This is a genomic window from Thermaerobacillus caldiproteolyticus (genome assembly GCF_013761245.1).
Lineage (GTDB): Bacteria > Bacillota > Bacilli > Bacillales > Anoxybacillaceae > Thermaerobacillus > Thermaerobacillus caldiproteolyticus.
Map to the genome: position 1 here is coordinate 80,087 of NZ_JACDUT010000002.1, position 20,799 is coordinate 100,885.

Sequence of the window (20,799 nt, forward strand, 5' to 3'; positions counted from 1 at the left end):
TTCCAAATTAAGACTTTACAAGTTGCTTGGAATCTTCTAAACGAACGGACACTAGCTTCGACACACCTGACTCTTGCATCGTTACACCATAGAGCACGTCAGCTTCTTCCATCGTTCCCTTGCGGTGAGTGATGACAATAAATTGAGTTTGATCACTGAACCTCTTTAAGTATTGGGCATAGCGGTAAACGTTTGCTTCATCCAGCGCCGCTTCGACTTCATCCAATACGCAAAATGGCACCGGACGCACTTTTAAAATCGAAAACAGCAACGCAATCGCTGTTAAGGCTCGTTCACCGCCGGAAAGCAAGCTTAAGTTTTGCAGCTTTTTCCCCGGAGGCTGAGCAACGATCTCAATGCCGGTTTCGAGTAAATCGTTCGGGTCCGTCAGCTGCAAATCAGCACGTCCCCCGCCAAACAGCTGTTGAAATACTTCGCCAAAATGGGAACGAATTTGTTGAAACGTCGAAAGGAAGCGTTTTTTCATTTCTTGATCCATCTCATCGATGACTTGGTGTAATGTCTCTTTTGCTTGCTGTAAGTCGCTTTTTTGTTCCGTTAAAAATTGATAGCGTTCCGACACGCGTTCGTATTCATCAATTGCTCCCAAGTTGACAGTTCCTAATTCGTCAATCGCCCGCTTAATGAGCTTTACTTTTTTGCGCGCTTCGTTCACGTCCATTGTCAGCGGATATTTTTCTTTTGCTGCTTCAAACGTTAACATATACTCTTCGCGAAGGCGGGAAAGCAAGTTTTCCAACTCCACATCGAGGCGATTGAGCTTTACTTCTTCGTCTTTGACGATATCGACCAATTGTTTGTACTGCCGTTTTTTCTCTTTCAATTCGCGCTCAAGGTGTTCTAGTTTTGCCTGATATTCTAATCGTTGCTCGCGGCGGCTTGCAATGAGTTCAATTGTTTCGTTTTTGTCTTGCAATTTTTTTTGCCGTAATTGCTCAAGCTGCTCCTCGCCGGAATCGTTTGAGTTCATTTCCTCGATAAGAGCAGATAAGTCTTCTTTTGCTGTTTGAAGCTGTTTTTCCGTTTCTGACTGTTCAAGCGAAAGCCGCTCGATTTTCTCTTCGACGTTTTTCAGTAGCTGCTGCTTTTGGGCTAGGGCAATTTTCTGCTCTGTAATGACTGCTTGTAACGCTTCTTTAGAGCTTTGTTCATCTTGTTTTTGAACTGTTAATGTTTGAATGTGGTCATCAATTTCTTTCAGCTTGTTCTCCAGATCATGCAATTGCTGCTCGATGACGGTCAGCTTTTCCCTGATTTCTTTTGCCTCTTGTTCATCATGCGCTTTTTCATGGTCATAAAGCGCTAGACGTTCGTTCATATTTTTTTCTTGCAATTCCACTTCGCGTAATTCGCTTTTTACTTCTTGAAGAGCAAGTCGCCATTGTTCGGCTTGTTGCCGAAGCTCAGACAGTGCTTTTTCTTCTTGCTGGATGTCTTTCTTTTTCGTTTGGACATATCTCTCAAGCTGCTCAGTTTTTTGTTCCATTTCTTGCAGTTTCGACGCTATTGTTTCCAGCTCACGGTTTCGGCTTAGAAGCGAGTTCGCTTTTTTCGCCACTCCCCCGCCCGTCATCGCACCGCCAGGATTGACGACATCGCCTTCGAGCGTCACAAGACGGTAGCGATAATGTAACAAGCGGGCCAGTTCATTCGCCCCTTTTAAATCCGTTGTCACAATGACGTTGCCGAGTAAGTTGGATATGACTGCTCGATAGACAGGATCATATGCAATCAACTCGCTCGCGACACCGACAAATGCCGGATGATTTTGAATAAGGGAACGTTGTTCTGCGGTCACCGATTTTGGTTGCATGACGTTCATTGGCAAAAATGTCGCCCGCCCATAGGCGTGCTTTTTTAAATAGTGAATGGCCGCACGCGCCACTTCTTCATTTGCCACGACGATGTGCTGCATCGCACCGCCTAACGCAATTTCTAGAGCTGTCTCGTATTGGCTTGGCACTTGAATTAATTCGACAACCGCACCGTGAATGCCTGGAAACTGCTCACGCGCTTTTAAAATTTCTTTTACACCTTGGAAAAATCCAGCGTAATCTTGCTGCATCTCTTCAAGCATTTCTTTGCGCGATTTTGTTTGCTGTAAATATTGGTACGCTTGATACAGCATTGCTTCCTTCTTTTCGAGCTCCGCCTTTGTATTAGCTAAATGAGCCGTTTTTTCTTGTAATAACGTTTCATGCTCCTGCAGCGTTTGCTCGATTTGCTTGCGCTTGCCATCTAGCTTCGTGTATTGCTCCTGCATGCGCTCCCGATCTTCCAAATATTTTCGATTTGCCTCGGCCAGTGTCGCTTGCTTTGCCTGCAATTTTTCCAACAAGGCACGTAAATGAGAGCGCTCATTTTTGAGCGAGGCTTGCTCATGGACTAGTTCAATATAATCACTTTTTAATTGTTCGATTTTTTCTTCAACATTGATGTCATAAGATGAAAGAGACGTTTGCTTTTCTTTTAGCTCCGCTTGTATAGAATCGATTTCCTTCTTTATATGGGCAAGCTGCTCTTTTTCTTGCTCGAACATCTGTAATAATCGCTCTTTTTTTTCCGAAAGAGAAGCGATTGTTTCTTCGAGCTGTTTTTTATATTGGGCAGCATTTTTCTTTCTTTCTTTTAGTACTTCTTTTCTGCCTTCGAGTTTTTCTAATTCTTCACTAGCCACAAGCAACACTTGTTGTAATCCATCAATGGATTCATCCAGCGCTGTAATTTGATCGCGAAGTTGTTCAATGTGCGCCTCTTCCTTTTGCAATGTCGTCGACAGCTCCATCTCTTTCTTGTGGTGCTCGGTTAGCTGTTCATGTAGAGCTGTCCATTGCTTATGCAATTCCTCAATTTCATAGACAGTAAGCGCAACTTCAAACGTTTCTAGTTCGTCGCGTTTTTCTAAATAGTCTTTCGCAATGGAAGCTTGCATTTTTAATGGCTCTAATTGCTGCTCTAACTCGTGCAAAATATCGCTCACACGATTCAAGTTTTCTTGTGTCTCCGCAAGCTTATTCTCCGCCTTTTTCTTGCGGATTTTATATTTTAACACCCCGGCAGCCTCTTCAAAAATCGTGCGCCGCTCTTCCGGTTTGCTGCTTAATATTTCCTCGACGCGTCCTTGACCAATGATCGAAAATGCTTCTTTTCCTAATCCAGAGTCCATAAATAAATCAATGATATCTTTTAGACGACAAGGCTGTTGATTAATAAAGAATTCGCTTTCTCCGGAACGATAGACGCGCCTTGTAATGCTTACTTCCTGATAGTCAAGAGGCAAAAATTGATCTTCATTATCAAGGGTTAACGTGACTTCAGCGATATTTAATGGTTTGCGCGAATCGCTCCCCGCAAAAATAATATCCTCCATTTTTGCTCCACGGAGTGATTTTGCTGACTGTTCTCCTAACACCCAGCGAATCGCATCGGTAATATTGCTTTTTCCGCTTCCATTTGGACCGACGACTGCTGTCACTCCGGGAACAAATTCGATCGACACGCGATCGGCAAACGATTTAAATCCGATAATATCTAACCGTTTGAGGAACATTCGTACTCCGCCTCACTATCTTTCATCATATAAAATCTTCCTTATTGTAACATAACTGCATGCGCAAACATAGAGTAGGAAAGAAGGGCTGACTATGTTTCGGTGAGCCAGCCCTTTCCTTCTTGGAATATGAGAATTTTGAAAAGACAAGATGATGCCTACGACGGCTAGTTCTCTTGCGCCCAATCCCCTCTTTCAAAGGACATTCGGGCTTCGAAGGCTGAACGCAGCACTTCCGCTTTTCTTGATTGTCTAGCTTGAGTGATCGCCCTATCCCGATGCATCGCGGATAGGTAAACCGCTTATTTTCTATCATAATCAGAATTGATATCTTACTTCCTTTTTTGGTCTAGCTCGGCTCACAACGTGTCTACTGCTTGAATCAACTTTTTCGTTGACATGCACCGAGTCATCACAAGCCCAGCGTTTGAAAAATAACCTTCTTCCGTCGTTTTGTCTAGCTCTCTTGGGCCAAATAACCTTCCCCTCAAAGTATAAGTATATTGTAAGCACTTCTACGGACGAAGAACATTGGACGTCGCGGAGCTCTAGAATAGCGACATTTCGCCGTTTGCCTACAGAACGCGAGCCGTTTTTAGGCGAAATTAAGGCGCTAGCGCTTTTCTTATTCTTCCATCAACGATTTTAACTTTTGCAATGCCATTTGCGCAGCTTGTTGTTCTGCTTCTTTTTTCGATTTACCGACACCAATCCCAAGCTCTTTCCCGTTTAACGAAACACAGGAAACAAATTCCTTATTGTGAGCAGGACCTTTTTCTTGCAAAATTTTGTATTCGATGACACCGCTGCCATCGCGCTGGACAAGCTCCTGTAGCTGACTTTTATAATCCATCACATGAGAAAAAGCACCTTCATTAATTTTTGGAAAAATCGTTTGTTCCAAAAACCGAATGACCGCATCCATTCCTTGATCTAGATAAAGAGCACCGATAAACGCTTCGAACACATCTGCTAAAAGTGCGGGTCTTGTCCGCCCACCCGTCAATTCTTCCCCTTTTCCGAGCAAAACAAGCTCACCAAAAGACAAGGCATTCGCAAATTTCACAAGGGACGGTTCACAGACAATCGCAGCTCGCAGTTTCGTTAATTCTCCTTCACTCATATGGGGAAATTTTTTGAAAAGATATTGCGAAATGGTTAACTCTAATACGGCATCTCCTAAAAATTCAAGACGCTCATTATCTTCATGCGGTCGTTTGCGATGCTCATTCACATACGATGAATGGGTAAACGCTTGGACGAGGAGCTTTTCATTTGTAAAAAATATGCCAATGTTTTCTTGCAACTGCTTAAATTGGGACCGTCTTTTTTCGCTTATTCGCTGTTCTTTGTCTCTCTGTCTCGACATAAATAAGAACCTCCGACTTCGTTCCATCTTAAAAATAATCCTGCACTCAATGGAAAACGACCGCTACAAACAGAAAAAGCGATGCGTCTATCATTCATTATGTCCGTTTACTCGTTCCTTACTCTATCAGAATCCTATTGAATCTCTTACGTTTTATTTACAATCAGGAACTTTCTTGCTATATAAGTCCAAATTGAAAAACCGACATAAGTTCGGTGGAAAAACAATCGAAATAATTTGTATATGTTGGAAAATGAATCTGCATTTATTATATAATAAAAAGCATAGAAAGCCCCGTTTTGATAACGGGACTTTTCTATCTATAGATCTTTACATACGGCTTTTTATGTAGTTCACAGCATCTCCTACTGTGACAATTTTTTCAGCTTCTTCATCGGAAATTTCCATATTAAACTCGTCTTCCAATTCCATTACGAGTTCCACTACATCTAATGAATCGGCTCCTAAATCATCTTTGAAAGAAGCTTCAAGTGTCACTTGAGATTCTTCAACACCTAAACGGTCAACGATGATTTTCGTTACGCGCTCTAACACGTCTGTCATCGTATTCACCTCCTCTCATGATTATAGTAAATTTCATGACAAAATACTAGCGAATGATAGAAATTTTTCAAGGTGCAGTTACATGACCATTCCGCCGTCAACGTGGAGGGTCTGCCCTGTCATGTAGTTGGCTGCATCAGATACTAGGAAAGCGACTACTTTCGCAATATCTTCTGGTTCACCAAAGCGAGCAAGCGGAATTTGTTTAAGCATTTCTGTGCGAATGTCTTCGCTGAGACGATCCGTCATATCGGTTGTAATAAATCCAGGTGCAATGGCATTGACGGTAATATTGCGGCTCGCTAGCTCTTTTGCAGCCGTTTTCGTTAACCCGATGACACCTGCTTTGGCTGCGACATAGTTCGCCTGTCCAGCATTTCCAATTACTCCAACGACCGAAGCAACATTGACGATACGTCCGTACCGCTGCTTCATCATTGGTCGCGTCACAGCTTTCGTACAGTTGAATACCCCTTTTAAGTTAGTGTTAATCACTTCATCCCATTCTTCTTCTTTCATACGCATCAATAAATTATCGCGTGTCACACCGGCATTGTTCACTAAAATATCAAGACGTTCAAAGCGGTCAAGCACTTCTTTTACCATTCGGTCAACCGCCTCGGCGTTCGATACGTCCGCTTGAATCGCGAACGCTTCACCACCCATGTTCACAATTTCTGCAACAACTTCATTCGCCTTTGCTTCACTACCCGCGTAGTTTACCGCTACTTTCGCTCCTTGGTGCGCTAACTCTAAGGCAATAGCGCGGCCAATTCCTCGCGATGCCCCTGTGACAAGGGCTACTTTTCCTTCTAGCATCATGATTCCTCCTTCAACGCCTGAACAGTCGCTTCTAATGAAGAGAAATCGTTCACGGCGTAAACATGAACATCCCGATTGATTTTTTTGACAAGTCCTGATAACACTTTCCCCGGCCCGATTTCGATAAATGTGTCAACACCTAATTCTATCATTTTTTCAACAGACTGTTCCCAGCGAACAGGAGAGTAAAGCTGTTCGATTAATAATTGTTGAATTACTTCCTTTTTAACCATCGGTTCTGCAGTTACATTCGCGATCACCGGAATCGTCGCATCAGCAATCGCGATTGTGCCCAATACATCTTGTAATTTTCCAGCAGCTGGCTTCATGAGCGAAGAATGGAACGGACCGCTTACCTCAAGTGGAATGACGCGCTTAGCACCATTTTCTTTTGCAAGCTGTGACGCTTTTTCCACTCCTTCTTTCGAGCCGGAAATGACAATTTGCCCCGGGCAGTTTAAGTTGGCCAGCTGAACAGGAGTTCCTTGCTGAGATACTTCGTTCGTAATCGCTTCTAATTTTTCTGCGTCCATTCCTAACACAGCTGCCATCGTTCCTTCGCCTGCCGGTACCGCTTCTTCCATAAACTCTCCACGCTTTCGCACCGCGTATACCGCATCACGAAATGAAAGCGCTCCTGCCGCCACAAGGGCTGTATACTCTCCTAAACTATGCCCAGCGACATAATCCGCAACAATCCCAGCTTCCTTTACTTTTTCAAGCAACGCGATGCTCGTAGTAAGCAAAGCCGGTTGCGCATTGTACGTCAATGTCAGTGTCTGCTGTGGACCTTCGAAAATGAGCGAAGAAAGCGAAAAGCCAAGCCGCTCGTCTGCCTCTTGAAAAATTGCGGCTACTTTTTCATCTTTTTCCGCCAATTCTTTTCCCATTCCAACCGTTTGTGAACCTTGGCCCGGAAAAATAAATGCGATTTTCCCCATAGTTTCTCCTTTCTTACGACCGAATTTTTTCAAGCTCCTGTTTCAGAGTCCCTACCATATCGCTCATGACCATTTCCCGTGTTTGACGCACAGCATGGAAAATAGCATTCGCATCGGAAGAACCGTGCGCTTTCACAACGGGCGCGTTCAATCCAAATAACGCAGCCCCGCCGTATTCGGAGTAATCCATTTTCTTTTTTAACTCAAGTAATTTGGGCTTTAATACAGCTGCAGCAAGCTTGCTTGTGAAATTGCTCGTTAACGCCGTTTTTAACATCGAAAATACAGAAATGGCCGTTCCTTCAATCGTTTTTAAAGCGACGTTTCCTGTAAAGCCGTCCGCCACTACAACGTCAGCGACACCTTGCAGTAAATCGCGGGCTTCCACGTTTCCAATAAAATGAAGATTTGTCTCTTGAAGAAGCTGAAATGCCCGCTTCGTTAAATCGTTGCCCTTTTGGTCTTCCGTTCCGACATTTAACAAACCGATGCGGGGCTTTTTGATTCCTCTTACATGCTCAGCGTATGTCGCGCCCATGAATGCGTATTGCAGTAAATGTTCTGGACGGGCATCGACATTTGCTCCGACATCTAAAAATACAAATCCTTTTCCATCGGTCGTCGGTAGTGTCGGTGCTAATGCTGGGCGATCAATTCCCTCCATTCGCCCGACAATAAACAGACCTGCAGCCATGAGTGCCCCGGTATTTCCTGCCGATATGCACGCATCAGCACAGCCTTGCTTTACCTCCTCAGCCATAAGGACCATCGATGACTGCTTTTTTCTTCTTACTGCTCGCACCGGTTCATCAGTCGCTTCAATGACTTCCTCAGTATGAATGATGGTAATGCGCTCATCGGATGAAAGGTAAGAGCGAATTTTTTTCTCATCTCCGAAAAGCGTAATTTCTATATCCGGAAAGTGTTGAATCGCCTTTACAGCTCCAAGAACGATTTCTTTCGGGGCGTGGTCGCCGCCCATCGCATCAATCGCTATTTTCATCTTTTACTCCATCCTTTTTCCCGATGTTAGATCGATACATTTCAAATTCCCCTGAAAAAACAAGCTCTTGTCCAACATAGCTATTGACTTCAACAAGCGTTCTTCCGTTTTCGTTCACTCCGATGACTCTGGCTTTTGCAATGACTCGTTCGTTTTCCTTCACCTGCCGTGTAAAGCGGATGTTCGCCTTCGCCGTCAATGCCAATTCATCGTTAATGACGGCGACCGCTAACGAGTTGGCTTGGGCAAATAAATGATGTCCCCGCGCAATGCGATTTCGCTTAAACACATGCTCTTTTTTGACATCAAAAATCGAAATCGCACTGTGGTCAAGCTCAATATCAATAATTTCACCGATGACTTCTTCAATCGGAAGAGATTTAACTTTGTCAGCTAATGATTGCTGGGCGACATGTTTAATTCGCTCGCGCAGTTCTGGAATCGACAATTCTAAACGGTCCAGACGAATTGTTTGAATGCTAACCGAAAATTTTTCTGCTAACTCTTCATCCGTAATAAATGGATTTTCTTCAATCGTCTCTTGCAAGAGCCGTTGCCGTTCTCGTTTGCTTCTTCGCATTATTCATACACCGTCCACTTTTATGACTAGGTACTAACAGTAGTATATAATCAAAAAAAACAGATTGCAAGACTAAAAACGAGTTTGCAATCTGTTTTATTAATCGAGTTTTTCACCGTGTAACACACCGGATTCTTGCAAATAGAGGCGTAACGCTTCATAGGAAGAATCGTTCCAAAACGCGTGGGAATAAATCAATTTCGCTGCATCGCTGCGGGCCACTTCGAGAATGCGATAATCATGCACAACATCGCCTAGCTTAAATTCAGGCATCCCGCTTTGCTTCGTGCCAAAGAAATCGCCGGGACCGCGCAACTCTAAATCTTTCTCTGATAGTACAAAACCATCAGTTGTTTCCGTCATAATGCGCATTCGTTCTTTTCCCGCTTCCGATTTCGGGTCCGCTACTAAAATACAATAGGATTGTTCATCACCGCGTCCGACCCGTCCTCTTAGCTGATGGAGTTGTGCCAATCCGAACCGCTCAGCATCATAAATGACCATCACTGTCGCATTCGGCACGTTTACCCCGACTTCGACAACGGTCGTCGATACTAAAATTTGCACGTGATTTTGACTGAATGCTTTCATGACTTCGTCTTTTTCCTCTGAGGAAAGGCGTCCATGCATAAGTCCAATTTGATATTTTCCCCGGTAATAATGAGTCAACATGCTATGAACATCAATCGCGTTTTGGACATCCAATTTTTCCGATTCTTCAATGAGCGGACAAATAACATATGCTTGTCTTCCTTTTTGAACCTCTTTTTCAATAAAATCGAGAACGCGTTCGAGCATATGATGCTTGACCCAATACGTTTGAACTTTCTTTCGCCCTGCTGGCATTTCATCGATGATCGACACATCCATTTCGCCGAACGCTGTAATCGCGAGCGTTCGCGGAATCGGAGTCGCCGTCATAAATAATACGTCTGGAGATTCTCCTTTTTCACGCAAAATGCGGCGCTGTTCAACACCGAATCGGTGCTGTTCATCGGTAATGACTAATCCGAGTTGATGAAAGTTTACTTCATCTTGAATAAGGGCATGGGTTCCGATGATGATGTCGATGTCACCAGAAGCTAGTTTTTCTAATACTTCTTTTCGTTTTTTTCCTTTGATCGAGCTTGTCAAAAGAGCAATCGATACGTCTGCCGGCGCTAATAACGCCTGTAGCGACTGCGCATGTTGTTCTGCCAAAATCTCTGTCGGCACCATCAGTGCCCCTTGGTAACCAGACAGCACAGTCGCATATAAAGCAATTGCTGCCACAACCGTCTTTCCGGAGCCCACATCTCCTTGCAGAAGCCGATTCATTCGATAAGGAGACTGCATATCTTTGATGATCTCCTGAACCACTCGTTTTTGTGCCCCTGTCAACGGAAAAGGCAACTGTTGAATGAACTCCTGTAATTGCTCCATGGAAAAGGTGTGAGCAATGCCTTTTGAATGCTCGCGTTGAACTTTACGCAAAGCATGAATTTTTAGTTGAAACAATAAAAACTCTTCGTAAACAAGCCGGCGTCTCGCTTGCTTTAGTTCTTCGTGAGAACGCGGAAAATGAATCGCACGAATCGCTTCTTTTTTGGATACGAGACGATAGGCATTTCTCACCGTTTCTGGGAGCGGATCAAGAATGGCTTCACCGAATTGCTCAAGCGCTAATTTTATGAACCGCCGCATCCCTTTTACCGTCAATGCGCCCCGGATCGAATAGACTGGCTCTAGGTCGCGCTTTTCCGGCAATGCTCCAAGCTTGAGTTCACTCGCTGTAATCGTCTGGCGATGTTGATTCCACTTTCCGGTAACGGTGACCGTTTCGTTAATGGACAGTTTCCCTTTTAAATACGGTCGGTTAAAGCAAACGACAGTAATTAAATAGCGTCCCACAAGCAAACGAAACGTTAAGCGCGATTTTTTACGAGTATAATACGTAAGAGAAGGTTCACTATGAACCTTCCCTTCGACAGTCACCTTTTCATCGTGTTTCACATCAGCTAAATCTCGCAGCTCATAATCCTCGTAACGGTAAGGAAAATGCATGAGCAAATCTTCAATCGTTTTAATTCCCATTTCTTGTAATGCTTCGCTTGTTTCTTCCCCAATTCCTTTGATTTGCGTCACTGGCTGTTGTAATACGTTATCCACGGCTATTAGCTGATACGCCGAAAATTTTGGCCGCTAATGCGCGACCAGTCGGCGTTGCTGCTAACCCTCCTTGTGCAGTTTCTTTCAAAGCGGTTGGCATCGCCTCACCGATGCGATACATCGCTTCAATTACTTCATCGCAAGGAATGCGACTTTTAATGCCGGCAAGCGCCATATCCGCCGCCACCATCGCATTTGCGGCCCCCATTGCATTTCGTTTTACACACGGGACTTCTACTAATCCTGCGACAGGATCACATACTAATCCTAACATATTTTTTAAAGCAATGGCCATTGCTTCAGCTGCCTGGCTCGGCGTTCCCCCTGCCATTTCCACTAAAGCGGCCGCTGCCATTCCTGCCGCAGAACCCACTTCTGCTTGACAGCCCCCGGCAGCCCCAGAAATCGAAGCGTTATTAGCAACAACAAATCCAAACGCACCGGCAGTAAATAAAAACTCGATCATCTGTTCACGCGTCGGATGTAATTTTTCTTTAACAGCAAATAGCGTTCCCGGTACGACTCCAGCAGATCCCGCTGTTGGCGTTGCACAAATCGTTCCCATCGCGGCATTTACTTCATTGGTAGCAACTGCTTTACTGACCGCGTCTAAAATCGTTTCGCCGGATAAAAATCGTCCTTGGCGAATATATGCTTGCAGCAAAACAGCATCACCACCCGTTAAGCCCGAATGGGAAGAGACACCTGCTAATCCTTTCTCTACAGCCTGTTCCATGACTTGCAAATTTTTCTCCATTTGCGCAAAAATTTCGTCTCTACTTCTCCCTGTTACTTCCATTTCTTGTTGAATCATCACTTCAGCAATTTTGATTTGCTGGCTTTCCGCCAATTGCACGAGTTCAGCGACATTGCGAAACATCGTGATGCCTCCTTCCACGCTGCATTTTTGTAAACGCTTTCCTTTTCTTAATCAACAATTTTAGTCACTTGAATGATATGCGGCAATGCTGTTAATTCGTCAATGATAGACTGGTCAATCGCTTGGTCAACTTCGATCGTCATTAACGCTTCCTTTCCTTTTTCTTTCCGCGATACTTCCATATGTCCGATATTAATCGCGTATTTGGCTAAGACGTTCGCTACGGACGCAATCGTTCCGTATCGGTCATTGTGCACGATGAGCAATGCTGGATGGTGACCCGATAATCTGAGTTCAAATCCGTTTAATTCTGTAATTTCAATTTTCCCTCCTCCGATAGAAATGCCGACAAGCTCAAGCTCTCCTTTTTCGTCTCCGATGCGAATTCTCGCTGTATTTGGATGATTGGGAACAGCATCTTCTTCATAAAACATGACGTCAATGCCTTCTTGTTTGGCGATTTCCATCGAGAAAGGAATGCGCTCATCGAATGTATCAAAATCTAATAATCCTCCGACAATAGCGACATCCGTTCCATGACCTTTATACGTTTGCGCAAAAGAGCCATAAAGAGAAATATGGGCCCATTTTGGTTTTCTGCCAAATAAGCTGCGAGCCACTCTGCCGATTCGTGCGGCTCCCGCTGTATGCGAGCTTGAAGGACCAATCATAATCGGCCCGATAATGTCAAACACGCTTTTATATTTCATGCTTTTTCTCTCCCTTTGCTTCCAATAAAATAGAAGGGGAATTCCCCCTTCTACTATTCTAACATATTATTCAACAGAAAAGATAAATGGATATAACGGTTGTCCCCCGTTGTGCACTTCCACTTCAACATCTGGATATGTCTCTTCAACATAGGTAATAATCGCTTCTACTTCTTCTTCCGTTGCTTCTTCACCATATAAAATTGTGACAATTTCGCTATCTTCATCAATCAACGCATTGATTAGTTGTTTTGTGACGGACAGCTTATCTTTTTCTGACACAACGATTTTTCCATCAGAAATCCCCATGTAATCATCTTTTTCAATCGTTACTCCATCAATCGTTGTATCGCGCACCGCAAATGTGACTTGTCCCGTTTTGACTTGAGATAATGCCGCCGTCATCGCCTTTTCATTTTGCTCGGCAGAAAGGGTCGGATTAAACGCTAAAATGGCAGCCATTCCTTGAGGAACAGTCTTGGATGGAATCACAATTACTTCGTTGTCCACCACGGATGCTGCCTGTTGAGCGGCCATAATAATGTTTTTATTGTTTGGCAAAACAAAAACAGTTTCAGCATTGACGCTTTCAATCGCTTTGACGATATCTTCCGTACTCGGATTCATCGTTTGACCGCCTTCAATGACCGCATGGGCACCGATGCTTTTGAATAAATTCCTAATTCCGTCTCCCATCGAGATCGTAACGATGCCGTATTGTTCCTTTTGCTTCACCGCCGGCGCTGGCTGCATAGATTTGTGTCCTTCATTAACGATGTTGGCATGCTGCTCGCGCATGTTTTCAATTTTAATATTTAATAAGCTCCCGTAGCGCTGTCCGTATGTTAGCACTTCCCCTGGCTGCTCGGAGTGAATATGAACTTTCACTAGCTCGTCATCAGCAATGACCAATAACGAATCGCCAAATCGGCTTAAGTCTTGGCGAAATGCATCCTCAGAAAACGGATGCTGGCGCAGCTTCTCTTCTTCAAATCGAACCATAAACTCCGTACAGTAGCCAAATTCAATATCTTCCGTATGCATATGACTTTGAGCACTTTTATGATGCTCGGCATTGATCAATTCTTGCATAGAAACCGCCGCTGTCTTTAGATCGTCAACAGCTTCCCCTTTCAATTCCGCTAAAAATCCCTCATATACGTACACAAGACCCTGACCGCCGCTATCGACAACACCCACTTCTTTTAACACGGGAAGCAATTCCGGAGTACGCTGTAACGAGGCTTTCGCTTCTTTCACCACTTCTTCCATGACAATAGCAATATCAGGCTCTTTTTTCGCGACAACAGCAGCGCGTTTCGCTGCGTCTTTGGCCACTGTCAAAATCGTTCCTTCGACTGGTTTCATAACAGCTTTATATGCTGTCACCACACCCGCTTCTAACGCAGCTGCAAATTCAATACTATTAATTTCCTTTTTTGTTTCGATCGCCTTAGCAAAGCCGCGAAATAATTGCGATAAAATAACGCCAGAGTTTCCACGCGCTCCCATGAGCAAGCCTTTCGCTAAGGCACTGCCCACTTTTCCAATATGGTCAGAAGGGTTATTTTTGACTTCCTTCGCTCCAGAAGTCATTGATAAGTTCATATTTGTCCCCGTATCTCCATCCGGGACTGGAAAGACGTTTAGCGCATCTACCGCTTTTGCATTGTTGGCTAGATGCTGTGCTCCTTTTAGTACCATTTCAGCGAAACGTCTTCCGTCTAAAGTTTTGATTGTCACAGAACACTTCCTCCTTACTACGGGTTCGTAACTCGAACCCCTTGAACATAGATGTTAATTGATTGCACAGAAAGTCCTAATATTTGGTCGAGCGTGTACTTTACTTTTGTTTGTACATTATGGGCGACTTCGGAAATTTTTGTTCCATAGCTAACGATAATGTACATATCGATATGTACTTCTCCGTTTTCTTCGCGAACAATAACACCCTTTGAAAAGTTTTCTCTTCGTAAAATTTCCGAAATCCCATCTTTAATTTGGCTTTTCGAAGCCATTCCAACAATTCCGTAGCAATCCACAGCAGCACCGCCAGCGATCGTCGCAATCACGTCGTTAGAAATTTCGATTCGTCCGTACTTTGTTTGTAACTCGATGGACATCAGTCGTTCCCCCTTTGGAATTGTTCACACAGCTACAGCCATTGTACTATAACGACTAACTTTTTAAAAGTCCTCCCATCACCTACTAGTATTATTTAGCCGAAATCTAAAACATATGTCAAGGTGATTTTCTTGAAAGCTGCTCACTGACATATTGCAATCTGCTACTTTGTATGATAAATTATAGTAGTGTTTTTCGCACGCCAAGTCGATAACGCTAATTTGTTTGACAAGTAAGGAGGGAAAAACATGGCAAAATGCTTTGTAACAGGTAAGAAAAAATCTTTCGGCAACTCACGTTCACATGCAATGAACGCCAATAAGCGTACATGGAAAGCCAACCTTCAAAAAGTACGCATTTTAGTAGATGGAAAACCAAAACGTGTATGGGTTTCTGCTCGTGCACTTAAATCCGGTAAAGTAGAACGCGTATAATAAAAAAGCGGAGGCGGCCCAAATTCGCATAAAACTGCCTACGTCCTGTTGGAAAAGCGGTGAAATGTCGCCATTTTGGCTCCGCGATGGGCAAATCCTCTTCTCTTTTGAGGCGACAAGAACCTCAAGAGAGAAGATTAAGGTAATTTGATCCCTAGCTGCTTAGGAAGCGAGCTGGTTGGTCGCCGAGCTAGACAAAATGAAAAGCGCAAGCGAACTCCATTCTATGTTCGCAAATAAAAAAGCACCAATTTCTTGGTGCTTTTTTCATCCTTTTTTAAAAGAGTTTAACATAGCGCGCACAATTCCGCCAAGAAATTTTGGCAACTTAATTGTATAAAACTTCATTTCAATTCCCTCCTCAGCTATCGTGACGAGCTTTACCTCATTTTCCTTATAAGTATATTCCATTGACGAGAAATAGTACCTAGAAGCACCCGCCTAAATCTTTGCTTCTTATCATCATTAATATGCCTTCCGAAAATGAAAAAGTACCAGAAGATCGGATGAGTTCATTACTAATACATAGTGTGGAACCAATAGAAATATGACAGTTTGTTAATGGATATTTAAATCCTCTTAACGTAATTCCTTTCACTTCATGCGAAATGGGAATGAAGGAAATATAACGATGATGATCATGCAAGACCGGATATGTTCCGGGAGTATGGACGGTGATCGTGTTTTGTCTATCAATGATTTCAATTGGCTTATCGATATACTTCACTAGGAGTTGTACATTGCCGAATAAATGATCGAGTCGGCCGCCTGTTGCCCCAAAGACACGAATTTTTATTGCATTTTGCTCGGACGCCCAGTCAAGAGCAATTTCCATATCGGTTTTATCTTTTTCGGATGGCCATATTTCCATGTCATCTAAAACGGTCTGTACCCATTTCAGTTCTTTTGCATCCATGGAATCAAAATCACCAAATGCTTTTACAGGCTGAATTCCCATTTGTAACAGGCGAAGAGCGCCTCGATCAACTCCCACCCATTTTACATTGTCACCATTATAATGATGAAGCGGAGGAAGAAATTCACTCGGCCCGCCTCCGACAATATGAATGATCATCTCTTTCTCTCTCCCTTGCTACTCTATTCAAAACAATTCCAGTTCCCGAATTTGCTTAAAAACTGCTCACGTCCTGTGGTCAAACGACAAACTGTCATCATCCCAGTTCCCGCGATGGGCAAATGGCAAATATTCTTCACCTGCGAGATAGCTTGTCCTCCCTCAGGAGTGTTTGAACTGATTACATCACCTTTCAGATCATGAGTTTTTATCGATGCCAATTCAATAAGCAAACAGACTGGACGCTTCAGATAATGTTTGTTTCACATTTATGCTTTCTTATCTTTGAACAAAAACGGAAGGCTTTATCCACCTTCCGTTCATGTTGTACCGCGAATCGCGCGAATAGCCGCAGCACGGTCGCGTTCATTATAAATGGCCGAACCGGCAACAAGCACGTTCGCACCTGCTTCGATACAGAGACGGGCCGTTTCTACATTTACCCCTCCATCTACCTCAATTTCGATGTCTAACCCTCGCTCTTGTGCCAGCTCCGCAACGCGTTTAATTTTTGGCAACACAGAAGGGATGAATTTCTGCCCGCCAAAGCCTGGGTTGACCGTCATTAATAATACTAAATCGACATCATCAATAATGTGCTCAATCATCGCCACAGGTGTATGCGGATTTAAAACGACACCCGCCTTGACCCCGCATTCTTTAATCAGGTGAATAGTGCGATGTAAGTGCGGGCATGCTTCAACATGGACAGATAAATAATCAGCGCCCGCTTTCGCAAATGTTGGAATGTACCGATCAGGTTGTTCAATCATTAAATGGACATCGAGCGGTAATTGTGTAATTGGACGAATCGCTTCAACAATAAGCGGACCAATCGTAATGTTCGGAACAAAATGCCCGTCCATCACGTCAACATGAATATAATCCGCTCCACCTTGTTCCACATCGCGAATTTCCTCACCGAGTCGTGCAAAATTGGCGGATAAAATCGAAGGAGCAATTTTTACCATGTTTAATACCTCGGCTTTCTTTCTTTAATTTCTTCCATAAAGCTGACATAATGATCATAACGATAAGCAGGAATCTCCCCTGCTTCTAACGCTTTCCTAACAGCGCATTTTGGCTCGGCAATATGCGTGCATCCACGAAATTTACATTCGTGACTGCGCTCACGAAATTCAGGAAAACAAAGCGGCAATTGTTCTTCCTCGATATCATGAAACTCTAGTGCACTAAATCCTGGTGTATCAGCAACTAAGCCGCCGCCTACCTCCATCAGTTCGACATGGCGAGTTGTATGCTTACCACGCCCTAAATGGGTGGAAATATCATTCGTTTTTAACTGAAGATCCGGTCGAAGTGCGTTTAAAAGCGATGATTTTCCGACCCCCGATTGCCCGGCAAAAACAGAAATCCGTCCTTCTAGATAAGGAAGTAACTTCTCGATTCCTGACTTTGTTACTGTGGATGTTTCGATGACATCATAACCAATTTGTCGGTAATCGTTTATATACGTTTCAATTGTTGATCTTATCTCGTCATCGAGCAAATCCATTTTGTTCACAACAATAATCGGTTGAATGTCTTTTGCCTCAATCAGAACAAGAAAGCGGTCAAGAAGGACTGGGCTAAAATCTGGCTCTACCGCAGAAAAAACAAGAATTGCTTGATCGACATTGGCAATCGGCGGGCGAATAAGCTCATTTTTCCGTTCGCAAACTTCCATAATATATCCGTCCGTTTTACTGTTTGCTTGAAAAACAACATGATCACCGACAAGAGGAGTAATTTTATGTTTTCGAAATACTCCCCTGCCTCGGCATTGAATGATTTCTCCATCACTTAATACATAATAAAATCCGCTTAATGCTTTAATAATTTTTCCTTCTGCCATAGCTTCACCCCTTATTTACGAATTTGGATACGGAACAGTCCCTTCTTGTTTGACAACATTGTTCACAATGACGCGATAATATCCATTTCCTTTGTACGGAATATTAAATTCCACCGTTTCTTTCACTGGCGCAGTGAGACGATACGTTTTATACGGTTTAGTCATATCGTGATTAGCATCTTGAATATAGAGTTGTGCGTCAACAATTCCGCCTTCCTGCTCCGGTTCATATGGGATGTCGATTTCTTTTACGACCATTTTGTTCGGAAGTAGCTCTTTTCCACGTGAAATGACGACGGTAATAGTCGCTCCTTTTTCTAATTCGGTATTTGCTCTCGGCGTTTGCGACATGACAATTCCTTCCGGCACTTTATCGGAATATTCATGTTTGACAATAACATATAACTGTTGTTCTTGAACATAATCGCGCACACTTTTTTCCGTATAGCCGGTTAAATCTTTTAAAATAATTTTTTGAGGTCCGATGCTAACGGTAAACGTCACTTCCGTTTCGTCCGGAACGACTTTCTCGCCCGGAGAAGGAAATTGTTCAATAATGGTACCGGCTGGTTCGTCACTATAACGCTCGTTTCGCTTAACAAGCAAAAATTTTTCATTTTTTAATTGCTCTTCCACATCATCAATATTTTCACCTATGAAATTTCCAAACTCGACTTTCTTTTTTCCAATACTTTTATAAATCGTAATCGCTGTTCCTTCTTTTACCGTCTTCCCAGCCTCTGGCTTTGTACGAACAACTTTTCCCTCAGTGATCTCATTGTCTTCCATATCTACCGTATTCTTAATTTCAAATCCTAACGAAGATAACTTCTCTACTGCCTCATCATAGTCTTTGTTCGTGACATCAGGCACGGTGACATCATTTGGAAAGAAAAGAGCCGGTACCCACGTTACTACACTCACCCCGACAGCAACAAGAAAAAGTAAAGCGGCAATGATCCAAGCGATCCACTTCCGCTTCTTTTTTGGCGTTTGAACGGACGAACCGTCTGTTTTCTCTCCGTTTTCGTCACGCACAATCGTTGATTGCTCGTCAGGGATCATGTCTCCTTCCTTAATAATCGGAATCGCTTTTGTCGGTTCATCATCATCAGGGATAGTAAATTTTTTTTCATTCAATCGATCAGGATTGAGCGCCGTGCGAATATCTTCATTCATCTCTCTTACGGATTGATAACGATAAAATGGATCTTTCGCTGTCGCCTTTAAAATGATATTTTCCACACTTTGTGGAATGTTCGGATTCCATGCTTTCGGAGAAGGAGTTTCCGCTTGTAAATGTTTTAGCACAATCGAAACAGCTGATTCGCCAGAAAATGGGAGACGCCCCGTCAACAGTTCGAACATGACAATTCCTAATGAATAAATATCCGATTTCGCCGTGGTGATCCCGCCGCGCGCTTGCTCTGGAGATAAATAATGAATCGAACCAAGTACCGAATTTGTCTGCGTAATCGTTGTCGAGCTTAACGCCACCGCTATGCCAAAATCGGTAACTTTGACGTTCCCGTGCTCGTCGATTAAAATATTTTGCGGCTTAATATCGCGGTGAATGACACCGTTTTCGTGCGCATGCGCAATCGCTGATGTCAGCTGTTCCATAATATCGATCGCCTTTGGAACACTCAGCGGCGCATGCTGTTGGATATATTGTTTTAATGTATAACCACGCACATACTCCATGACAATATAATAAATTCCTTCATCTTCACCGACATCATAAATGCTTACGATGTTTTCATGGTTTAAGCTTGTGGCCGCTTGCGCTTCGCGGTGAAATCGTTTAATAAATTGCTCATCACTAGAAAAATCAAAGCGTAACACTTTGATGGCGACATCACGTTCCAAAATCATATCTCTCGCCAAATAGACGTTCGCCATTCCTCCGCCGCCGATTAAACTCATGATTTTATAGCGACCGCTTAGTCGTTTGCCAATGAGCACGTCTGATCACCCACTTTCACGTTCCGCTGAAAATTCGACAATCGCTAACGTAATGTTGTCTTCACCACCATGCTCATTTGCCAGATCGATCAATTTTTGTGCCTTTTGTTCCAGTGACTCAGACGATGTTAAAATATGTACCATCGCTTGTTCCGGCACTTTATTCGATAAGCCGTCCGAGCATAACAGCAATACATCGTGCTCCTCCACGCTAATCGTTTTGACATCGAGCTTTACCTCTTTTTCCGTCCCAAGTGCTCGCAGCAACACATTTTTGCGCGGATGGTGCTCTGCATCTTCTTTAGAGATTTGTCCTGTTTTTACTAATTCATTGACGAGAGAGTGGTCTTCAGTAATTTGTTGAAAACCATTTTGATTAAGGAGATAACAACGGCTATCTCCGATATGACCAATTGTCGCAAAGTGGTCAGTGCAAATGGCACTGACAATCGTTGTCCCCATTCCTTGGCATTCCTCATGTTGTAAAGAATGATGAAGCAAAATGCGATTAATGTTGGCAACATGATCTTTGAGCCATTGTTCCGCAATATCAGGGGAAGAGATGTTTTCGGTCTCTTCCCATTCATTTTTTAAATACGTAATCGTCATTTCACTCGCCACATCACCAGCGCGATGTCCGCCCATTCCATCAGCAACAACCGCCAAATAATGTCCATCTTTGTTTTGAAAAATCCCGCCGCAATCTTCGTTGTGAGGTCGAATTTTACCAACGTCGGTTTGGAAAACGACTTTCATTA

At 43.4% G+C, this 20,799-nt stretch carries 19 protein-coding genes; 1 reads left to right on the forward strand and 18 read right to left on the reverse strand.

Translation table 11 applies throughout. The annotated features are described in order from the left end of the window. Positions 1-7: 7 nt before the first annotated feature. The 12 genes from smc to HNR31_RS03945 form a co-directional block, all read right to left on the reverse strand. Positions 8-3,571: a chromosome segregation protein SMC gene (gene smc / locus HNR31_RS03890; RefSeq protein ID WP_181554958.1), complete on the reverse strand. Its 3,564-nt coding sequence runs from the start codon at positions 3,569-3,571 to the stop codon at positions 8-10. Between the two features lie 625 nt (positions 3,572-4,196). After that, entirely contained in the window at positions 4,197-4,940 is a 744-nt protein-coding gene (gene rnc, locus HNR31_RS03895; protein WP_181554959.1) for a ribonuclease III, read from the reverse strand. Positions 4,941-5,270: 330 nt separating this feature from the next. Next, a complete protein-coding gene (locus tag HNR31_RS03900; protein WP_181554960.1) occupies positions 5,271-5,504 on the reverse strand; it encodes an acyl carrier protein in 234 nt (77 codons plus the stop codon). Positions 5,505-5,582: 78 nt separating this feature from the next. After that, positions 5,583-6,323, reverse strand: coding sequence for a 3-oxoacyl-[acyl-carrier-protein] reductase (gene fabG / locus HNR31_RS03905; protein ID WP_181554961.1), 741 nt, complete (start codon positions 6,321-6,323; stop codon positions 5,583-5,585). After that, complete coding sequence (fabD, locus tag HNR31_RS03910; protein ID WP_181554962.1) at positions 6,323-7,267, reverse strand: ACP S-malonyltransferase; 945 nt, start codon at positions 7,265-7,267, stop codon at positions 6,323-6,325. The genes fabG and fabD overlap by 1 nt, the downstream gene beginning before the upstream one ends. Positions 7,268-7,280: 13 nt before the next feature. Then, positions 7,281-8,270: a phosphate acyltransferase PlsX gene (plsX, locus tag HNR31_RS03915; protein WP_181554963.1), complete on the reverse strand. Its 990-nt coding sequence runs from the start codon at positions 8,268-8,270 to the stop codon at positions 7,281-7,283. Beyond that, positions 8,254-8,850, reverse strand: coding sequence for a transcription factor FapR (gene fapR, locus HNR31_RS03920; protein WP_181554964.1), 597 nt, complete (start codon positions 8,848-8,850; stop codon positions 8,254-8,256). The genes plsX and fapR overlap by 17 nt, the downstream gene beginning before the upstream one ends. 99 nt (positions 8,851-8,949) lie before the next feature. Next, entirely contained in the window at positions 8,950-10,998 is a 2,049-nt protein-coding gene (recG, locus tag HNR31_RS03925; RefSeq protein ID WP_181554965.1) for an ATP-dependent DNA helicase RecG, read from the reverse strand. Continuing rightward, positions 10,991-11,878 carry an L-serine ammonia-lyase, iron-sulfur-dependent, subunit alpha gene (gene sdaAA / locus HNR31_RS03930; protein ID WP_181554966.1) on the reverse strand — a complete coding sequence of 296 codons (888 nt, stop codon included), beginning with the start codon at positions 11,876-11,878 and terminating at the stop codon, positions 10,991-10,993. The genes recG and sdaAA overlap by 8 nt, the downstream gene beginning before the upstream one ends. Before the next feature lie 47 nt (positions 11,879-11,925). Next, entirely contained in the window at positions 11,926-12,588 is a 663-nt protein-coding gene (gene sdaAB, locus HNR31_RS03935; RefSeq protein WP_181554967.1) for an L-serine ammonia-lyase, iron-sulfur-dependent subunit beta, read from the reverse strand. Positions 12,589-12,654: 66 nt separating this feature from the next. Continuing rightward, positions 12,655-14,331: a DAK2 domain-containing protein gene (locus tag HNR31_RS03940; RefSeq protein WP_181554968.1), complete on the reverse strand. Its 1,677-nt coding sequence runs from the start codon at positions 14,329-14,331 to the stop codon at positions 12,655-12,657. Between the two features lie 17 nt (positions 14,332-14,348). Further along, a complete protein-coding gene (locus HNR31_RS03945) occupies positions 14,349-14,711 on the reverse strand; it encodes an Asp23/Gls24 family envelope stress response protein (RefSeq protein WP_181554969.1) in 363 nt (120 codons plus the stop codon). A 249-nt stretch (positions 14,712-14,960) separates the two neighbouring features. Here HNR31_RS03945 and rpmB point away from each other — a divergent pair, with 249 nt between their 5' ends. Beyond that, a complete protein-coding gene (rpmB, locus tag HNR31_RS03950; RefSeq protein ID WP_181554970.1) occupies positions 14,961-15,146 on the forward strand; it encodes a 50S ribosomal protein L28 in 186 nt (61 codons plus the stop codon). 267 nt (positions 15,147-15,413) lie between these two features. Here the strand turns inward: rpmB and spoVM are convergent, their stop codons facing one another. The 6 genes from spoVM to HNR31_RS03980 form a co-directional block, all read right to left on the reverse strand. After that, positions 15,414-15,494 carry a stage V sporulation protein SpoVM gene (gene spoVM, locus HNR31_RS03955; protein WP_003394991.1) on the reverse strand — a complete coding sequence of 27 codons (81 nt, stop codon included), beginning with the start codon at positions 15,492-15,494 and terminating at the stop codon, positions 15,414-15,416. Positions 15,495-15,573: 79 nt separating this feature from the next. After that, positions 15,574-16,221 (reverse strand): thiamine diphosphokinase, encoded by a 648-nt coding sequence (locus tag HNR31_RS03960; RefSeq protein ID WP_181554971.1) that lies wholly within the window; start codon positions 16,219-16,221, stop codon positions 15,574-15,576. Positions 16,222-16,541: 320 nt separating this feature from the next. Next, positions 16,542-17,192: a ribulose-phosphate 3-epimerase gene (rpe, locus tag HNR31_RS03965; RefSeq protein WP_181554972.1), complete on the reverse strand. Its 651-nt coding sequence runs from the start codon at positions 17,190-17,192 to the stop codon at positions 16,542-16,544. Positions 17,193-17,194: 2 nt separating this feature from the next. Then, entirely contained in the window at positions 17,195-18,076 is an 882-nt protein-coding gene (gene rsgA, locus HNR31_RS03970) for a ribosome small subunit-dependent GTPase A (protein WP_181554973.1), read from the reverse strand. 15 nt (positions 18,077-18,091) lie between these two features. After that, the gene (gene pknB / locus HNR31_RS03975) at positions 18,092-20,041 is read right to left on the reverse strand and encodes a Stk1 family PASTA domain-containing Ser/Thr kinase (RefSeq protein ID WP_181554974.1); all 1,950 of its coding nucleotides are present in this window, start codon (positions 20,039-20,041) and stop codon (positions 18,092-18,094) included. 6 nt (positions 20,042-20,047) lie between these two features. Next, positions 20,048-20,797 carry a Stp1/IreP family PP2C-type Ser/Thr phosphatase gene (locus HNR31_RS03980; RefSeq protein WP_181554975.1) on the reverse strand — a complete coding sequence of 250 codons (750 nt, stop codon included), beginning with the start codon at positions 20,795-20,797 and terminating at the stop codon, positions 20,048-20,050. Positions 20,798-20,799: the final 2 nt, after the last annotated feature.